At 70.6% G+C, this 17,737-nt stretch carries 15 protein-coding genes; 4 read left to right on the forward strand and 11 right to left on the reverse strand.

Annotated elements, in window-relative coordinates; translation table 11 throughout:
* Positions 1 to 27 precede the first annotated feature (27 nt).
* Entirely contained in the window at positions 28 to 1,125 is a 1,098-nt protein-coding gene (mnmA, locus tag ACIPVB_RS13310) for a tRNA 2-thiouridine(34) synthase MnmA (RefSeq protein WP_400369519.1), read from the reverse strand.
* Positions 1,126 to 1,134: 9 nt separating this feature from the next.
* Entirely contained in the window at positions 1,135 to 2,319 is a 1,185-nt protein-coding gene (locus tag ACIPVB_RS13315; protein WP_400369520.1) for a cysteine desulfurase family protein, read from the reverse strand.
* A 45-nt stretch (positions 2,320 to 2,364) separates the two neighbouring features.
* On the opposite strand from ACIPVB_RS13315, the gene glgX reads away from it, so the two are divergent.
* From glgX to glgB, 3 genes are all read left to right on the forward strand, one after another.
* Positions 2,365 to 4,443, forward strand: a complete 2,079-nt coding sequence (gene glgX, locus ACIPVB_RS13320; protein WP_400369521.1) for a glycogen debranching protein GlgX — start codon at positions 2,365 to 2,367, stop codon at positions 4,441 to 4,443.
* A gap of 199 nt (positions 4,444 to 4,642) precedes the next feature.
* Positions 4,643 to 6,610 (forward strand): maltotransferase domain-containing protein, encoded by a 1,968-nt coding sequence (locus ACIPVB_RS13325; protein WP_400369861.1) that lies wholly within the window; start codon positions 4,643 to 4,645, stop codon positions 6,608 to 6,610.
* On the forward strand, positions 6,607 to 8,745 hold the full coding sequence (gene glgB, locus ACIPVB_RS13330; RefSeq protein ID WP_400369522.1) for a 1,4-alpha-glucan branching protein GlgB: 2,139 nt from the start codon (positions 6,607 to 6,609) through the stop codon (positions 8,743 to 8,745). The genes ACIPVB_RS13325 and glgB overlap by 4 nt, the downstream gene beginning before the upstream one ends.
* Before the next feature lie 97 nt (positions 8,746 to 8,842).
* On the opposite strand, the gene ACIPVB_RS13335 is transcribed toward glgB, so the two are convergent.
* On the reverse strand, positions 8,843 to 9,793 hold the full coding sequence (locus tag ACIPVB_RS13335) for a tetratricopeptide repeat protein (RefSeq protein ID WP_400369523.1): 951 nt from the start codon (positions 9,791 to 9,793) through the stop codon (positions 8,843 to 8,845).
* Entirely contained in the window at positions 9,790 to 11,577 is a 1,788-nt protein-coding gene (locus ACIPVB_RS13340) for a glycosyl transferase (protein WP_400369524.1), read from the reverse strand. The genes ACIPVB_RS13335 and ACIPVB_RS13340 overlap by 4 nt, the downstream gene beginning before the upstream one ends.
* A gap of 181 nt (positions 11,578 to 11,758) precedes the next feature.
* Here ACIPVB_RS13340 and ACIPVB_RS13345 point away from each other — a divergent pair, with 181 nt between their 5' ends.
* Positions 11,759 to 12,832 (forward strand): AI-2E family transporter, encoded by a 1,074-nt coding sequence (locus ACIPVB_RS13345; RefSeq protein WP_400369863.1) that lies wholly within the window; start codon positions 11,759 to 11,761, stop codon positions 12,830 to 12,832.
* Positions 12,833 to 12,838: 6 nt separating this feature from the next.
* Here the strand turns inward: ACIPVB_RS13345 and ACIPVB_RS13350 are convergent, their stop codons facing one another.
* The 7 genes from ACIPVB_RS13350 to pyrH form a co-directional block, all read right to left on the reverse strand.
* Positions 12,839 to 13,552 (reverse strand): alpha/beta hydrolase, encoded by a 714-nt coding sequence (locus tag ACIPVB_RS13350; RefSeq protein ID WP_400369525.1) that lies wholly within the window; start codon positions 13,550 to 13,552, stop codon positions 12,839 to 12,841.
* Complete coding sequence (locus ACIPVB_RS13355; protein ID WP_400369526.1) at positions 13,552 to 13,839, reverse strand: hypothetical protein; 288 nt, start codon at positions 13,837 to 13,839, stop codon at positions 13,552 to 13,554. The genes ACIPVB_RS13350 and ACIPVB_RS13355 overlap by 1 nt, the downstream gene beginning before the upstream one ends.
* 9 nt (positions 13,840 to 13,848) lie before the next feature.
* Positions 13,849 to 14,565, reverse strand: coding sequence for a transglycosylase SLT domain-containing protein (locus ACIPVB_RS13360; RefSeq protein WP_400369527.1), 717 nt, complete (start codon positions 14,563 to 14,565; stop codon positions 13,849 to 13,851).
* A gap of 50 nt (positions 14,566 to 14,615) precedes the next feature.
* Positions 14,616 to 15,161, reverse strand: a complete 546-nt coding sequence (locus ACIPVB_RS13365) for a DivIVA domain-containing protein (RefSeq protein ID WP_400369528.1) — start codon at positions 15,159 to 15,161, stop codon at positions 14,616 to 14,618.
* Entirely contained in the window at positions 15,158 to 16,207 is a 1,050-nt protein-coding gene (locus ACIPVB_RS13370; protein WP_400369529.1) for a phosphatidate cytidylyltransferase, read from the reverse strand. Before ACIPVB_RS13370 ends, ACIPVB_RS13365 begins: the two co-directional genes overlap by 4 nt.
* Before the next feature lie 5 nt (positions 16,208 to 16,212).
* Positions 16,213 to 16,767, reverse strand: a complete 555-nt coding sequence (frr, locus tag ACIPVB_RS13375; protein ID WP_076675969.1) for a ribosome recycling factor — start codon at positions 16,765 to 16,767, stop codon at positions 16,213 to 16,215.
* 75 nt (positions 16,768 to 16,842) lie between these two features.
* Positions 16,843 to 17,562 carry a UMP kinase gene (gene pyrH, locus ACIPVB_RS13380; protein WP_400369530.1) on the reverse strand — a complete coding sequence of 240 codons (720 nt, stop codon included), beginning with the start codon at positions 17,560 to 17,562 and terminating at the stop codon, positions 16,843 to 16,845.
* Positions 17,563 to 17,737: the final 175 nt, after the last annotated feature.

The raw sequence follows: 17,737 nt of genomic DNA on the forward strand, positions 1-17,737 counted from the left end.
CGACCGCGCGACGTCGCCGCGCGGAGGTCAGGCCTCGACGGGCACCGCCGACACCGTGCGGTCGATGGTGAACTGTCCCAGGACGCGGGTGCCGTCGTAGAGCACCGCGGTCTGCCCGGGGGCGACGCCGTCGAACGGCGTCTCGGGCCGGACGGTGAGCACGCCGTCGGCCAGCTCGGCCACCGCGGGCACGGGCTCGGCATGCGCACGGATCTGCGCGTGACAGGCGAAGCGGTCCGCGCGGGGCGCGCGGCCGGCCCAGGTGAAGCGCTCCCCCGCGATCTCGGCGCAGGCCAGGGCCTCTTTCGGGCCGACGACCACCGTGTTGTCGACCGGGCGCACCGCCAGCACGAACCGCGGCTTGCCGTCCGCGGCGGGCACGCCCAGCTGCAGTCCGCGTCGCTGGCCGACGGTGAAGGCGTGGGCACCCTCGTGCGTGCCGACGACCGCGCCGGTGCGGTCGAGGATTTCGCCGCGCTCCGCGCCCACCTTGTCGGCGAGCCAGCCGCGGGTGTCGCCGTCGGGGATGAAGCAGATGTCGTGGCTGTCGGGCTTCTGCGCCACGGTCAGCCCGCGCTCCTCGGCCTCGGCGCGCACGAGCGCCTTGGAGGGGGTCGAGCCGAGCGGGAAGTAGGTGTGGGCGAGCTGCTCGGTCGTCAGCACCCCGAGCACGTAGGACTGGTCCTTGGCGTTGTCGGACGCGCGGTGCAGTTCGCGCCCGTCGGGCGTGTCGACGAGGGTGGCGTAGTGGCCCGTGCACACCGCGTCGAAGCCGAGCTCGAGCGCCCGCTCGAGCAGGGCCGCGAACTTGATCTTCTCGTTGCACCGCATGCAGGGGTTGGGCGTGCGCCCCGCCCGGTACTCGGCGACGAAGTCGTCGATCACGTCATCGCGGAACCGCTCCGAGAAGTCCCAGACGTAGAAGGGGATGCCCAGCCGATCGGCCGCGCGACGGGCGTCCATCGCATCCTCGATCGTGCAGCATCCGCGACTGCCCGCGCGCAGCGTCCCGCCCGCGCGCGACAGCGCCAGGTGCACGCCGACCACGTCGTGGCCGGCGTCGACAGCCCGCGCCGCGGCCACCGCGGAATCGACGCCACCGCTCATCGCCGCCAGAACTCGCATGATCCCAGTCTACGAAGGGCCCGCTGAACGGGCGCCGGATGCCACGGCCCGCGCGTACGCGGGCGCCACGCGGGTGAGCACGGCGTCGACGTCCTCTGCGGTCGAGGTGTGTCCGAGGGTGAATCGCAGCACCGACCGAGCGGCCCGGTCGTCCCGCCCGAGGGCGCGTACGACGTGCGACGGCTCGGCGACGCCCGCCTGACACGCCGACCCGGTCGACACGGCGATGCCGTCCATGTCGAGCAGGAACAGCAGCGTCTCGCCCGCGGCATCCGGGAACAGCATGTGGGCATTGCCGGGCAGGCGCTCTCTCGGATCGCCGAGCAGCTCCGCTTCGGGGATCGCGGAACGGATGCCGGCCACCAGCCGATCGCGCAGACCCGCGACTCGCGCGGTCTCGGCCTCGCGCTGCGCCTCGGCGGCACGGACGGCCGCGGCGAACGCCGCCGCTCCGGCGACGTCCTGCGTCCCGGCGCGGAGCCCCCGCTGCTGTCCCCCGCCGTGCACGAGCGGGGTCACCCGGGCATGGCGGGACACGACCGCGGCACCCACCCCGACGGGACCGCCGACCTTGTGCGCCGACACCGACAGCGCGACCAGACCGTCACCGCTCGAGCCCGCCCCGCGCCACCCGGCGAAGTCCACGGGCACCTGCCCCAGGGCCGACACCGCATCCAGGTGCAGGGGGACACCGGCCTCGGATGCCGCGGACGCGAGCGCTGCGGCATCCTGCAGCGTTCCGACCTCGTTGTTGGCGACGAGCGCGGTCGCCGCGGCGGCGCCCGGCAGCGCCGCGGCGAAGACCTCGGGCACGATGCGCCCGAGCGGATCGAGCGGCACCGGCCGCACCCGTGCGCCCTCGGCCGCGGCGAGCCACTCCACCACGTCGAGGGTCGCGTGGTGCTCGCCGTCGGGGAGCACGACCGCGTGGGTCCCCGCGGAACGCGACCACCACAGACCCTTGAGTGCGAGATTGGCGGCCTCGGTACCGCCCGAAGTGAACACGACCTCGATGGGCTGACATCCCAGGACCACGGCGACCTGCTCGCGTGCGTCCTCGAGCAGGCGACGGGCGTCCTGACCCGCCCCGTGGATGGACGAGGGATTGCCCAGCACCTCGTGCGCGGCCAGCCATGCGTCGCGCGCCTCGGGACGCAGCGGCGTGGTCGCCGCGTGATCGAGGTACACCCGCACCTGGTCCTCCCGACGTCGACGGCCGCTGTCACTAGCCTAGGACGCATGGTCCGCCCCGCGCCCGTCCCGCCCACCCGTCCCGGCCTGCTCAGCCCCGCCCTGGACGATCTGGGGGTGCGTCCGGGCCCGGACGGCGGCACGCTGCGCGTGTGGTCGGGGTCGGCCGACGCGATGCAGCTGCTCATCTTCGACGACGTCGACCTCGACTGGGCCACCGAGACCGTCACGATGACCCCCATCGGCGACGGAGTGTTCGAGGCCTCGTCGCCCCTGCTGCGCCCCGGCGCCCGCTACGCCGTCCGCGTCGGCGGTCCCCACGGACCCGGGCACACCTTCAACCCGCAGTCGCTGCTCATCGAGCCCTACTCGCGGGGACTGGTCTCGGGCAGCTTCGGCGACTGGCGCTCGGTCGTCGTCGACGGCACGTTCGACTGGGGCTCCTCGGTCAAGCCGCGCGTGCCGTTGGACCGCACGGTCGTGTACGAGGGCCACGTGAAGGGGCTGACCAAACGGCATCCGTTCATCCCTCCCGCCCTGCACGGCACCTATGCGGGACTGGCCCACCCGGCGATGATCGACCATCTGCTCGGCCTGGGCATCACCAGCGTCGAACTGCTGCCGGTGCACGCCTTCGCCACCGAACCCCGCCTGCTGCAGCTCGGACTGACGAACTACTGGGGCTACAACTCCCTGAACTTCTTCACCCCGCACGCCCCCTACGCCACCGCCGCCAGTCGCGCCGAGGGACCCGAGGCCGTGCTGCGCGAGTTCAAGGGCATGGTCAAACTGCTGCACGAAGCGGGGCTCGAGGTGATCCTCGACGTCGTCTACAACCACACCGCCGAAGAGGGCATCGGCGGTCCGCGCACGAGCCTGCGCGGCATCGACAACCGCGCCTACTACCGCCAGAGTGCCGAGGGCGCGTACATCGACGAGACCGGGTGCGGCAACGCCGTGAACACCTCGACGGATGCCGCGGCCCGCCTCGTGCTGGACTCGCTGCGGTACTGGTCCGACGAGGTGCAGATCGACGGCTTCCGATTCGATCTGGCCGTGACCCTCGGTCGCGACGAGAACCACTCCTTCACGCCCGACCACCCGCTGCTCTCAGCGATCCGCGCCGACGAGGCGCTCGCGGGCGCCAAGCTCATCGCCGAGCCCTGGGACGTCGGCATGGGCGGCTGGCAGACCGGCAACTTCGGCGACGGCTGGCTCGAGTGGAACGACCGCTACCGCGATCGCGTGCGCAACTTCTGGCTGAGCGACATCGACTACGCCCGGCGGGCCAGTACCGCCCCCGTGGGCATCGGCGGTTTCGCCACCCGCCTGGCCGGATCCTCGAACACCTTCAGCGAGGAGCGCGGTCCGCTCGCGAGCGTCAATTTCGTCACCGCGCACGACGGCTTCACGCTGCGGGACCTGGTCTCGTACGACGTCAAGCACAACCTCGGCAACGGTGAGCAGAACCGCGACGGCGCCGACACCAACCGCTCCTTCAACCACGGCGCCGAGGGCAAGACCACCGACGAGCGCGTGCTCGCGACCAGGCGCAAGGCCATGCGCAACCTCATGGGAACGCTGTTGACCTCGGCGGGCGTCCCCATGATCACCGCCGGTGACGAGATGGGACGCACCCAGCGCGGCAACAACAACGCCTACTGCCACGACTCCGCCCTGACGTGGTTGTCCTGGGAGCTCGCCCCCTGGCAGCACGACCTGTTCGCGCACACCCGACGCCTGCTCCAGCTGCGCCGCGAGAACCCCGCGCTGCGCCCGCGCCGCTTCGCGCGCCTGGGTGAGCGGATCCCCTCGGCCTCGGTCATGGAGTGGTTCGACGAGCGCGGAGAGACGATGTCGAGCGACCGGTGGAACGATCCCGCGCACCGGACGCTGCAGTACCTGGCGACCTCGACCCCCGAAGAAGAGGCGCCCAACCGCGTCCTCGTCGTCATCCACGGGACCGAGGACCCCACCCGGATCGTTCTACCCGCGCTCGCGGACGCCGTGTTCGTGGATCTGTGGTCGAGCGCCGACGAGGCCCCGTCCGAGGTCGAGCGACGCTTCGCGCCCGGCGATGTCGTCGCCATCCCGGGAGCGTCGATGCGCCTTTTCCGCGTCGACTGATCGCCGTCGGGGAACCGACTGACGCTGTCAAGGCCGAACGAAACGATGGGGCAACGTCGTCGGCCCGCGGTAGGTTCGGACCGTGGCCACCACGACGACTGAAACGCCCCAGCTGCCCTGGCGCAGCGCCTCTTCGATCCCGGTGCGTCCGGTCAAACCGACGCCCACCTCGCGCAGCGTGGTCACCCCGCGCATCCCCATGGCGCTGCCGCATCCGAGTGTCCCCGGAGGGCGTTTCCGCCCGTCGGCCTTCGTCGGCGAGGCCGTGCCGTTCACCGTGACGGCCTTCCGCGAGGGGCACGACCGCATCGGCGTGAACGTCCGCCTCTTCTCGCCGTCGGGCGACGAATCGCTGCACCGGCTGAGCCCTCTCAACGACGGTTTCGACCGCTGGTCGACCCTCGTGGCTCCGCTCGAGCAGGGTGTGTGGCGCTTCCGCTTCGAGGCGTTCGCCGACGACTACGCCACCTGGGAGCACGCGGCCGAGCTCAAGATCGCGGCGGGGGTCGACGCGGCCCTCATGCGCGAGATGGGGGCGCAGCTGTTCGACCGCGCCCGGGGCGAGAAGAAGCGTCCCGGCACCGACAAGGATGCCCTGTACGACGCTGCGCGGACGCTGCGCGACCCCGACGTGCACGACGACGTCGCCCTTCAGATCGTGCGCGATCCCGCGATCGCGGCCCTTTTCGCGGCCCGGCCGATGATGGGGCTCGTCTCGGTCGGCAGGGACTCCGAGCTGCTGGTCGAGCGCGAGCGCGCGGGAGTCGGCGCCTGGTACGAGTTCTTCCCCCGCTCCGAAGGCGCCACGCGCGCCGAGGACGGCAGCGTCGTCAGCGGGACCTTCCGCACCGCGATCGATCGACTCCCCGGCGTCGCCGGCATGGGTTTCGACGTGCTCTACCTGCCGCCCATCCACCCCATCGGCGTGACCAATCGCAAGGGCCCCAACAACACCCTGGTGACGCAGCCCGGCGACCCCGGCTCGCCGTGGGCGATCGGTGCGGCAGCGGGTGGGCACGACACGGTCCACCCCGACCTCGGGACGCTCGACGACTTCCGCGCCTTCGTCGCCGCGGCGCGCGACAACGGCATGGAGGTCGCGCTCGATCTGGCCCTCCAGGCCTCCCCCGACCACCCCTGGGTGGCCGAGCACCCCGAGTGGTTCACCACGCTGCCCGACGGCTCGATCGCGTTCGCCGAGAACCCGCCCAAGAAGTACCAGGACATCTATCCGGTCAACTTCGACAACGACCCCGACGGCATCCGTGCCGAGGTGCTGCGCATCGTCCGTCACTGGATCGCGCAGGGGGTCACGATCTTCCGGGTCGACAACCCCCACACCAAGCCGCTGCAGTTCTGGGAATGGCTGATCGCGACGGTCAGCGCCGAAGAGCCCGACGCCGTCTTCCTGGCCGAGGCGTTCACGCGCCCGGCCCCGCTGCAGGGACTGGCGATGGCCGGGTTCCAGCAGAGCTACACCTACTTCACCTGGCGCAACACGAAGGAAGAGCTGGAGGAGTTCCTCGGCGGGCTCGCGCATGACACCGACGACTTCCTGCGCCCCAATCTGTTCGTGAACACCCCCGACATCCTCACCGAGTACCTGCAGTTCGGCGGTCGGCCGGCGTACAAGGTCCGGGCCGCCCTCGCCGCCACCGCGGCGCCCACCTACGGCGTCTACGCGGGCTACGAGCTGTACGAGAACGTCGCGCGTCCCGGTTCCGAAGAGAACATCGACAACGAGAAGTACGAGTACAAGTTCCGCGACTGGGAGGCCGCGGAGGCGTCCGGTGATTCCCTCGCGCCGTACCTGCGCATGCTCAACGCCGCACGCCGCGCCCACCCGGCGCTGCGCCAGCTGCGCAACCTGTCGGTGCACTGGAGCGATGACGACGCGATCCTCGTCTACTCCAAGCACCTGACGGCCGAGCTCTCGCCGACCGGTGCGTCCGACACCCTGATCGTCGTCGTCAACGTCGATCCGCACTCGGCCCGCGAGACCACCGTCCACCTCGACACCACCGTGTTCGGCATCGAGCCGGGTGCGTCCTACGACGTCGAAGACCTGGTGACCGGCCAGGTGTTCACGTGGGCCGACCACAACTTCGTGCGCCTCGACGCCTTCGTCGAGCCCGTGCACATCCTGCACGTCAAGGAGAACCGATGAGCACCCTTCCCCCCGAGATCCTGGATGCCGTCGCCCACGGCTCGCACCACGACCCGCACAGCGTGCTGGGCGTGCACCAGACCGGCGAGGGCTGGGTGATCCGGTCCCGCCGGCCCCTGGCGCGCGAGGTCACGGCCGACCTGGCGGACGGGACCCGCGTCCCGCTGTCGCACGTCCACGGCGGCATCTGGGAGGCCCCGGTCGACGCCTATCCCGGTGCGTACGCGGTCCGCGCGCGCTACGACGACGCCGAGCACGTCGCCGACGACGGGTACCGCCACGCTCCGTCGGTGGGCGAGCTCGATCTCCACCTCATCTCCGAAGGACGTCACGAGGAGCTCTGGCGCATCCTGGGTGCGCACGTGCGCGAACTCGACGGTTCCTCGGGTACCGCGTTCACCGTGTGGGCCCCCGACGCCCGCGCGCTGCGCGTCATCGGCGACTTCAACGGCTGGGACGGCACCGGCAGCGCGATGCGCTCCATGGGCGGGAGCGGCGTGTGGGAGCTGTTCGTCCCCGGCATCGGCGTCGGCACGCGCTACAAGTTCGAGATCCTCACGCGCGGGGGGCAATGGATCGAGAAGGCCGACCCCATGGCCCGCCTCGCCGAGACGCCGCCGGCCACGGCATCCGTCGTCACCGAGTCGACCTACGAGTGGGCCGATGCGGCATGGATCGACGAGCGCGCGCGCACCGCGCCGATCGATCGTCCGATGTCGATCTACGAGCTGCACCTCGCGTCGTGGAAGCCCGGGTTGTCGTACCGCGACGCCGCGGACGAGATCATCTCCTACGTCGGCGCCCAGGGCTTCACGCACGTGGAATTCCTGCCCCTCGCCGAGCACCCGTTCGGTGGGTCGTGGGGTTACCAGGTGTCGGGCTATTACGCCCCCACCAGCCGGTTCGGCTCCCCCGACGACCTGCGCTACCTGATCGACCGTCTGCACCAGGCGGGCATCGGCGTCATCATGGACTGGGTCCCCGGGCACTTCCCCAAGGACGAGTTCGCCCTCGCCCGCTTCGACGGCGAGCCCCTCTACGAGCACCCGGATCCGCGTCGCGGGGAGCACAAGGACTGGGGCACGCTCATCTTCGACTACGGACGCAACGAGGTGCGCAACTTCCTCGTCGCGAACGCGCTGTACTGGTTCGAGGAGTTCCACGTCGACGGCCTGCGGGTGGATGCCGTGGCCTCGATGCTGTACCTGGACTACTCGCGCAACGACGGCGAGTGGGCCCCCAATCAGTTCGGCGGCCGCGAGAACCTCGAAGCGATCCGCTTCCTCCAGGAGGTCAACGCGACCTCCTACAAGCGGTACCCGGGCATCGCGCTCATCGCCGAGGAGTCCACGAGCTTCCCCGGTGTGACCGCGCCCACCTCGCACGCGGGGCTCGGCTTCGGCTTCAAGTGGAACATGGGCTGGATGAACGACTCGCTGCAGTACATCGGGCGCGATCCGATGTACCGCTCGCACCACGAGGGCGAGCTGTCGTTCTCGTTCGTGTACTCGTTCAGCGAGAACTTCGTCCTCCCCATCAGCCACGACGAGGTCGTTCACGGCAAGGGCAGCCTCTTCGGGCGGATGCCGGGAGACCACTGGCAGAAGCTGGCGAACATGCGCGCGTTCCTGGCGTACATGTGGGGCCACCCGGGAAAGCAGCTGCTGTTCATGGGCCAGGAGTTCGGCCAGATGTCCGAGTGGTCCGAATCGCGCGGCCTGGACTGGTGGATGCTCGACCAGCCCTCGCACGCGCAGCTGCAGTCCTTCGTCGCCGAGCTCAACCGGGTCTACAAGGACCAGGCGGCACTGTGGTCGCGCGACCACGACGGAGCAGCGTTCTCGCGGTTGGGCGCCCCGGCGTGGAACCCCAACGTGCTCGCGTTCGCGCGGCGCGACCATCACGGCAACACCATCGCCGTCGTCTGCAACTTCTCGGGCGTGCCCCTGACGGCGTTCCCCCTCGACCTCCCCGAGTCGGGCGAGTGGACCGAGGTGCTCAACAGCGACGCCGAGGCGTTCGGCGGCTCCGGTCAGGGCAACCTCGGCACCGTCACGACGGACGGCCGCGGCTGTGCCACGCTGACCCTCCCGCCCCTGGGCGTGCTGTGGTTGCACCACCGCGCCGGCGTCTGACACAGGAAAGAGACAACGCCCCGCCCCGTTCGACGGGGCGGGGCGTTGTCCTGTGGATGGCGCACGGTCCCCTCACGGGGCGGAGTGCGCGGGCCACTCAGAACAGCAGGGACGCCAACCGCGCGCGGGCGCGGATGACGCGGGCGTCATCGTCGCCGACGATGCCGAACAGCCCGAGCAGGCGCTCGCGCACCGGCGCACGCTCCTCGCCGGGGAGCGCCGCGAAGAGGTCGAGCAGCCGACCGAAGGCGTCATCGACGTGACCACCGACCACGTCGAGATCGGCGACGACGAACTGGGCGGCGATCCCCGTCGGCTCGGCCGCGGCGGCCGCGCGCGCCGCCTGCAGGTCGGCGCCCTGCACGCGAGCGAGCAGCCGCACCTGGCCGAGACCGGCGCGGGCCTCGACGTCGCGGGGATTCTCGACGAGAGCCTGCTCGTAGGCCGAGATCGCCCGGGCGTAGTCACCCTCTTCGATCGCGGCGAACGCCTCGGCGTGCAGCGGCGGCAGCGGCGGCTCCTCGGGAGCGGCCGCGGCGTCGCCACCGGCGACGGGGACCGTTCCGGTCACACCGTGCTGGGCGGCCAGCTGCAGCAGTTGCGCGAAGACATCGCGCACCTGCTGCTCGGGCACCGCGCCGGTGAACAGCGGGACGGGCTGACCCGCGACGAGCGCGAGCACCATCGGGATCGACTGCGCGCGGAAGCCCTGCGCGAGCTGGGGGTTCGCGTCGACGTCGACCTTGGCCAGCACCAACCGACCGGCCAGCTCGGTCACGACCTTCTCGAGGACGGGGCTGAGCTGCTTGCACGGCCCGCACCACTCGGCCCACAGGTCGATCACGACGGGGACCGTGCGCGACAGCTCCAACACCTCGCCGAACGTCGCGTCGGTGACGTCGAAGACGAGGGGAAGGGCGCCCGCGGGCGCGTCCGACGTCGGGGCTCCCGTGGGCGGCGGCGACGCCGGGGCGGCGGGTCGATGACGCAGCGACGACAGGTCGACGGCGCCGCGCATGACGGAACCGGGTGCGGCGGGAATGCTCACGGGGACACCTTCGCTTCGAGGAGGCTGGATCGGTAGCCGAGCAGGCGGATCTGGTCATCGGAGCCCTGGCTGGGCACGTAGAAGAACACCTGGTCGGAATAGGTGGTGGTGAACCCCGTCGCCGATTGGTCGACGCCCGTGAGCGCCTTGACGGCGGGGTTGTTGTCGAGCTTGATCACCGCGTCGGCGTTCGTGGGCTTGGCCGTGTCGCTCTCGTAGACGTTGACCGCCACGATCGCGCCGGTGTCGAGCGTCGCCAGGGCGATGGGCGAGGCGGGCCCGGCCGACGCCTCGAAGCTGATCTGCGCCGTTCCGGCACCGGTCTGGTTGAGCTCGTCGGTGCGCTTGGTCTTGTTGTCCTGGATGGCGGCCAGCAGCAGGTCGTTCGCCGTGTCGAACAGCGCGTACGAGGCGCTGTTCTCGCCGTTGTTGATGATGTCGGCGTAGGCGGCGGCCACGTCCTCGGGCGCCATGACCAGGAACGACGAGTCCGGCGGAACCTGCGTGGCTCCGACGTAGGCCGCGGCGAGTTCGGGCAGGTTCGTCGAGGCCTCGAGGTTGCCGACGTAGGACGCCTTGTACTCCTCCCACGGCGTCTGCTGCGTCATCATCATGATCGTCGTGGTCGGGGTCGCGGCATCCGTCGACTCGACCACCGTCATCAGGGTGCGCGGCCACGTGCCGGTGGTCTGCGGCAGGACGATCTGCACCGGCTCGGACGGGATCGCGGGCAGCGCCGGGCGGTCGGGGATGGCGGCGCGCAGCGTGTAGTTGGTCTGACGTTCGGCGAGGGCGGGACCCGACAGGCGCTGAGCCGCCGCGTCCTGGTCGAGGGCGGCGTCGGCCTGGGCGACCGTCTGCGAAACGCGCGAGACGATGCGCTGCGCCTGCGCCTCGGTGACGGCGGGCGGGAACTGCCCCTCGGGCACGATGACGGTGGGCGTGGGACTGGGCGACTCGGATACCGCGAACTGCGGCCAGGCGTCGGCGGAGCAGCCCGCGAGAAGGGCCATGGACAGCCCCAGCGCGGGAACGGCGACGAGTGCGCGTCGCGTGCCCGCCGATCCGCGTCCGCGGCGCCCGGGGGTCGCGCTGATGACACCCTTGGACTCGGCATCCATGTCGACCGTCGAGATGGGCTCGGTCACCGGCAGGGGCAGACCCTTGCGGCGCGGTCGGCGCTGACGACGCACGTGCCGGATGCCGAGCACGTACAGCACCAACCCGATCAGCAGCACGATACCGCCGCCCACGATCAGCGGCCCCGACAGCGGGGTGGAGTTGTCGATCGGCCAGGTGACGCTCACATTGGCGGGAGCGGGAGCGGTGCCGTCGGAGGCGATGAGCACGCTCATGTCGCTCGGCAGCTGCAGAGTGGTGGACAGGGTCCCGGTCTGCTCGTACTCGTCGAGCCACAGATCGGAATCCACCGGCGAGCGGCCCGTCGAGGCCGGGCTGACGCTCGGCTCGACCGTCGAGGTCTGCACGATGCCCTCACCGTCCACCGTCACGGCCGTGTAGGGCACGTCGGCCAGCCAGGCCGTGACGTCGGCGGTCCGCCCGTACGAGGCGAAGACCGTCCCGTCGCCCTCGACGCGCAGCGTCTGCGCTCCCGGGACGCTCGTCAGCACGGCGCCGTCGATGAGGGTGAACGCGGTCGTCCCGTCGGTCTGCACCGTCGCCGAGGTTTCGGCCGGCCCCTGGAACACGGTCCGCTGGGCGATCCCGGCACCGATCATGGCGGCGGCGATGACGAACGCCACCACGGCCCAGACGAATCTCACGCTTCACACCATCCCCACCGGCGGCTCGGGTGCCACCGAAGAATCGACGTTTCAGACTATCCGAGGGCGCCTGAAAGTTCTCGGCATGGTCGGACCCGTGCGCCGTGCACGGCGACGCTGCGCCCGTCAGTATCCTGACCACACGGGCACGACCGCCCGGCTGAGGTGGGAGTCGTTCGGCATGAAGATCCACAATCCCTTCCGGGTGGCGCTGTTGGCGACCCTCGGCGTGGGCGTCGGCCTGCTCATCATCGGCAGCGTCCAGAACCTGTCGACGATCCTGCTGTACGTCGGCACCGCCCTCTTCCTCTCGCTGGGCCTGGACCCGGTCGTGTCCTTCCTCGAACGGCGGGGCCTGCCCCGCTGGGCCGCGGTGCTGCTGACGATCCTGGCGGTTCTCGGCGTCTTCGCCGGGATCATCTTCATGGTCGTCCCGGTCATCGTCAGCCAGATCGCCCAACTGGTCTCGCAGATCGAACAGCTCTTCCGCCCGGGCCGGTGGAACGAGGTCGTGGCGCAGGTGCAGACGTGGGCTTCCGACACGTTGCCGTGGCTCAAGATCGACGACGTGTGGGCGAGCATCCAGAGGTGGTTCACCACGCTCGACGTCGGATCGATCTCGACCATGATCGGCAACAGCCTGCTCACCGGTGCCGGCGCGATCGCCGCCGGGCTGGGCGGCGCGTTCATCGTGCTCATCCTGACGATCTACTTCACGGCATCCACCCCGTCGCTGAAGTCGGCCGTGTATCAGCTGGTGCCGGCGTCGAAGCGGGCGCGCTTCATCGAGCTGGCCGAGAAGATCACCGATTCCGTCGGCTACTACGTCATGGGCCAGGTGAGCCTGGGTGTGATCAACGGCGTGCTCAGCGCGATCTTCCTGTCGATCATCAACGCGCCGTTCCCGGCCGTGCTGGCCGTGGTGGCGTTCTTCTTCTCGCTGATCCCGCTGGTGGGGACACTGACCGGGTCGACGATCATCGTGCTGACCTGCCTGCTCCCGGGGCTCGGCTCGCCGACCACCGCCCTGATCGCACTGGTCTACTACCTCGTCTACATGCAGATCGAGGCGTACGTCATCTCGCCGCGCATCATGAGCCGCGCGGTGTCCGTGCCGGGTTCGGTGGTGGTCATCTCGGCGCTGGCGGGCGGGGCGCTGCTCAACCTGCTCGGCGCGCTCATCGCCATCCCGGTGGCGGCCAGCATCCTCATCATCTACCGCGAGGTCGTCATTCCGCGGCAGAACGAGCGCTGACCCGTCTCAGGCGTCGTCCCACTCGGTGGGCAGGGGCAGGGCGTCGGGGTTGACCGCCGCGACGATCTCGGTGAGCACGCGTCGGGTCTGCGTCTCGCCGACCCACAGGTGCTTCGCTCCGTCGACGGGGATGAGCGTGGCCTCGGGCACCGACGCGAACCGTTCCCGTGCCTCGTCGGGGCGCAGGTAGTCGTCGAACTCGGGCACGAGCACGATCATCCGACGACGCTCACCCGCCCACGCAGCGACCTCGTCGTCCGTGGCGCGGTGCAGCGGGGGCGAGAGCAGGATGACGCCCTCGATGTCATGGTCGCGCCCGTACTTCAGGGCGAGCTCGGTGCCGAACGACCACCCCACCAGCCACGGCCGGGGAAGTCCGCGCTCGTGGACGAAGTCGACCGCCGCGGCGACGTCGAAGACTTCGTTCGCCCCACCGTCGAAGGTGCCCTCGCTCGTTCCCCGCGGCGAGGTCGTGCCGCGCGTGTTGAAACGCAGCACCGCCAGATCGGCCACGGCCGGCAGGCGCCCGGCGGCTTTGCGCAGGATGTGCGAGTCCATGAACCCACCCGCCGTCGGCAGCGGATGCAGCGTCACCAGGGTCGCGACCGGCTCGCGCTCGAGCGGCAGCGCCAGCTCGCCGACGAGGGTCAGCTCGTCGACCGTACGCAGTTCGACGTCTTCTCGCCGCGCGGGCAGAAGGACGGGTCCGCGGATTTCCATCAGGCGATCCTCCAACAGTGCGAGTGCCAGTGACGGCGGGCGGCGAGGTCGGCGGCGTCGCCGAGCACGCCGTCGGCGCGCCACACGACCAGGTGCGGGGTCCCGGCGGGCACGGTCCGACCGCACCCGGGACAGATGTAGTCCTTCAACGCCTGCGAGCCGGCGAGCGGCTGCACGGTCCACTCGGCCCCGCGCTTGACCTCGGTGCGCTTCCAGCCGGCGATCAGACGGTCGAGGGAGTCATCGCCGCGGCCCGAGTCGGGCCGACGTTTTCGAGAACGGGGCATGGATGCCGCTCACCACCAGTGGTTGCTGGTCCAGAACGCGTACGCGCCCGACCAGCTGCCGTAGCGACCGACGGCGTAGCCGGTCGCCCACCGCAGGTTGTCGACGGGGTCGTAGCCGTTGCCCGGGACCTTGCTGCACGGCAGAGCCTGCACGAGTCCGCAGGCGCCGGAGGAGCGGTTCGTCGCGTTCGGGTTCCAGCCGCTCTCGCGACTGACGATGTAGTCGACGTAACCCATGTCCGCCTCGGAGATGCCGGCGGCGGCCATCCACTCGGCCGGTGCTCCCCCGCCCGTGTAGTACAGCGGGCCGCTGCTCGACGCGGACGACCCGGAGTCGTCGTCGTCGGTCGTGCGCGATGAACGGGGGGTGGGCGTCGGGGTGGGGGTGGGCTTGGGCGTGACGTAGACGTTGTAGCTGGAGCGGTCGAGCTGCGGCGCCTGCTTCTCGCCCGCGGTCGACACGGCCTGCACGTCGTCGAGACCCTCGGCGTAGAGGGTCACCGTACGCGGTTCCTCGGCCTGCGCGGGCTGCAGCGCAGCGCCCATGGGACCGACGTAGGCCCCCGCGAACAGCACGGCCGCGCAGGCGGCGAAGACGCCCACGACACCCCGGCGCCGCGACCAGCGCGGTGCCGTGCGGGCCGGGAGCCTCGGCGGGATCACGTCGAGCTCCGCACCACCCCGGCGGGCGATGCGAGAGGCGCGCGAAGAGTCCGGACCGGTCACAGTGCCCTCGAGTCTACCGACGCCGCGCGAGCGGTTTCCAACCGGGCGGGTCATCCGACGGCGAGCATCACTTCGACGACGGAGTCGAGCACGGCATCGACCTGCGTCTCTCGGTAGCCGCCGCGCTGCAGGCGGAACGCCACCGCACGCACCTGCTCGGGCGTCACCGGATCACCGGCGGCGAGGTAGCGCGCCACACGGTCGGCGACGACATCGACCTCGTCGACCCGGTAGCCGTAGCGCCAGAGGCCCACGCGCTCGAAGCGCGCCCCCCGCGGACGACGCAACCGGTCCAGGACGACCTGCGCGGTGTCGCGCGTCTCGGCCACCCATGCCCGGGCGCCCAACCTCGACAGGGCGTGCTCGCGCTCGCGCGCGGCGAAGGTGTCCTCGATGCGGCCGAGGGCGGCATCCACCGCCGTCACCGCATACCCCCCGCGCACCAGGGGAAAAGCGACCGTCCGCACCTCGGTCGAGCGCATCGTCCCGACCTCGTCGGCTTCGAAGGCCTCGCGGGCGCGCGCGAGGAAGGTGTCGACCGCGCGCTTCTCGTAGCCCTTGGCGCGGCCGGAGTCCGGGAACGGCGAAGAGGTCATGACACTCCCAACGGCGACAGCAGGTAGTACATCACGAGCGCCGCGGTCGCCGACGGCAGGATCGAATCGAGTCGGTCGAGGACGCCGCCGTGACCGGGCAGCCACGAGCTCATGTCCTTGATGCCGAGGTCGCGCTTGACCATCGATTCACCGAGGTCGCCGACCGTGGCCGTCGCCACGATCACCGCACCGAAGATCAACCCGGCCCACCAGGGCACCTGCAGCATGAAGGCGGCGAGCAGAGCACCGGCGACGAGCGCCGCGACGCATGCCCCGGCGAAGCCCTCCCACGTCTTCTTCGGGCTGATGCGGGGGGCCATGGGATGCCGCCCGCCCCGCCCGAAGGTGAGACCCGACACGTAGGCGCCGGTGTCGGCCGCCACCGCGAGGATGAGGAACGCGAGCACCCACCACTCGCCGCGGGACTGCGCGAGCAGGATCATCGCCACACTGGTCAGGAATGGCACGTACATCTGCACGAACCCCGCCACCAGGACGTCGCCGATCACGTCGATCGGCGCACGATCGTCCGCGGCGAACAGCTGGGCGACCAGGCGCCACACGATGACCACCACGACGGCGACGAGGGTGGCGATCCAGTGCACCCACGCGCCGAAGAAGAACCCGCTGAGCAGCAGCACGAAGCCCATTGCGAGCTGCGGCACCACGTCGACGCGGCGTCCCGCGTTCTGCAGGGCGCGCGAGAACTCCACCACCCCGAGCACCATCGCCGCCGCGGCGAACAGCACGAACGCCCACTTGACGAAGACCAGCGAGGCGACGACGATCACGCCGATGCCCACCCCGATGAGGGTGGCGACGATCAGGTCACGCCCGGTGCGCTGCTTGATGCGTTCGTTGGCCTGGTCGAATTCGGCGCGGGCGTGGGCGATGTGCTGCTCGGCGTCCGTGCGCATCGCGCGCAACTGGGACTCGATGGCGGTGACGCCTTCGCCCGTGATCGGCGAACGGCGCGCCGCGTCGTCCCGACGGGAGGTCGGCGGATCGACCGGCGCGCTGTCGCCGATTTCAGGGGCGTCGGGCATGACGGTCAGACCTCGAGAAGCTCGGCCTCTTTGCGCTTGAGGGCCTCGTCGATCAGGTCGACGTGCGTGCGCGTGACGGCGTCGAGCTCCTTCTCGGCGCGGACGAGCTCGTCCTCGCCGACATCGCTCTTGAGGGCGTCGAGGTCATCCTTGGCCTTGCGGCGCAGGTTGCGCACCTGCACCTTGGCGTCCTCGCCCTTGCCGCGCACGATCTTGACGTACTCTTTGCGGCGGTCCTGGGTGAGTTCGGGCATGGTGACCCGCACGATGGTGCCGTCGTTCGTCGGGTTGACCCCGAGGTTGGGCATGTCGCGGATGGCCTGCTCGATCGCCTTCAGCGCCGACTTGTCGTACGGGTTGATGACGAGCGTGCGAGCCTCGGGGTTGTTGAGCGAGGCGAGCTGCGCGAGAGGGGTCGGCGAGCCGTAGTAGTCGACCAGGACCTTCTGGAACATCTGGGGGTTCGCGCGTCCGGTGCGGACGGTCGCGAAGTCCTCCTTGGCGGCCTCCACGGCGCGATCCATGCGCGCTCCGGCATCGGCGAGGACATCGGCGATCACGGTGACTCCATTCGTTGGGACTGACGACTCAGTCTAGTCGCGTGCGGACCCGGCACCCCGGGCCCGCACGGCGCGTCACGCGGTGACCAGGGTGCCCATCGTCTCGCCGAGCAGCGCGCGGGTGACGTTGCCCGCGGGCTCCATGCCGAACACGCGCATGTCGATGCCGTTGTCCATGCACAGGCTGAACGCGGTGGAGTCGACCACCTTCAGCCCCTGCTGCAGCGCGTCGATGTAGGTGATGTGGTCGAGCTTGGTCGCGTCCGCGTCGGTGCGCGGGTCGGCCGTGTAGACCCCGTCGACCCCGTTCTTGGCGACGAGCACCTCGGTCGCTCCGATCTCGAGGGCGCGCTGGGCGGCGACGGTGTCGGTGGAGAAGTACGGCAGACCCGCGCCGGCCCCGAAGATCACGACGCGCCCCTTCTCGAGGTGGCGCACGGCGCGGCGCGGGATGTAGGGCTCGGCGACCTGGGTCATCGAGATGGCGGACTGCACGCGGGTCGCGGCACCGGCCTGCTCGAGGAAGTCCTGCAGCGCGAGGGCGTTCATCACCGTACCGAGCATGCCCATGTAGTCGGCCCGCCCGCGGTCCATGCCGCGCTGGCTCAACTCGGCGCCGCGGAAGAAGTTGCCACCGCCCACGACGATCGCGATCTCGACGCGGTCCACCGCCTCGGCGATCTCTCGGGCGATCTGGCTCACGACGTCGGGGTTCACGCCCAATTGGCCCCCTCCGAACGCCTCCCCCGACAGCTTCAGCAGTACGCGGCGGCGCTTGGTGGCTTCATCGATCACGTGTGGTGTCCTCTCGTCTTGAACAAACTAGCGTCCCGCCAGCGGTGGCCGATATGCGCGCGGCGACAATCGGTTGCGACCGCGGTGCGGGCAGGGAAAAGGCCCGGGATGCCGTGGCATCCCGGGCCTGAGGACGGACTCGCGGCCCGTCGAGGGGTGCTCGCCGAGCCCGTCG

Source organism: Microbacterium sp. NPDC090007 (genome assembly GCF_044748345.1).
Classification (GTDB): domain Bacteria; phylum Actinomycetota; class Actinomycetes; order Actinomycetales; family Microbacteriaceae; genus Microbacterium.

Excerpts from the sequence above, each read along its gene's own strand:
- mnmA (WP_400369519.1), bottom strand. The coding sequence starts at position 1,125 with ATGCGAGTTCTGGCGGCGATGAGCGGTGGCGTCGATTCCGCGGTGGCC.
- glgX (WP_400369521.1), top strand. The coding sequence starts at position 2,365 with ATGGTCCGCCCCGCGCCCGTCCCGCCCACCCGTCCCGGCCTGCTCAGC.
- ACIPVB_RS13325 (WP_400369861.1), top strand. The coding sequence starts at position 4,643 with ATGGCGCTGCCGCATCCGAGTGTCCCCGGAGGGCGTTTCCGCCCGTCG.
- glgB (WP_400369522.1), top strand. The coding sequence starts at position 6,607 with ATGAGCACCCTTCCCCCCGAGATCCTGGATGCCGTCGCCCACGGCTCG.
- ACIPVB_RS13345 (WP_400369863.1), top strand. The coding sequence starts at position 11,759 with ATGAAGATCCACAATCCCTTCCGGGTGGCGCTGTTGGCGACCCTCGGC.
- ACIPVB_RS13350 (WP_400369525.1), bottom strand. The coding sequence starts at position 13,552 with ATGGAAATCCGCGGACCCGTCCTTCTGCCCGCGCGGCGAGAAGACGTC.
- ACIPVB_RS13355 (WP_400369526.1), bottom strand. The coding sequence starts at position 13,839 with ATGCCCCGTTCTCGAAAACGTCGGCCCGACTCGGGCCGCGGCGATGAC.
- ACIPVB_RS13365 (WP_400369528.1), bottom strand. The coding sequence starts at position 15,161 with ATGACCTCTTCGCCGTTCCCGGACTCCGGCCGCGCCAAGGGCTACGAG.
- ACIPVB_RS13370 (WP_400369529.1), bottom strand. The coding sequence starts at position 16,207 with ATGCCCGACGCCCCTGAAATCGGCGACAGCGCGCCGGTCGATCCGCCG.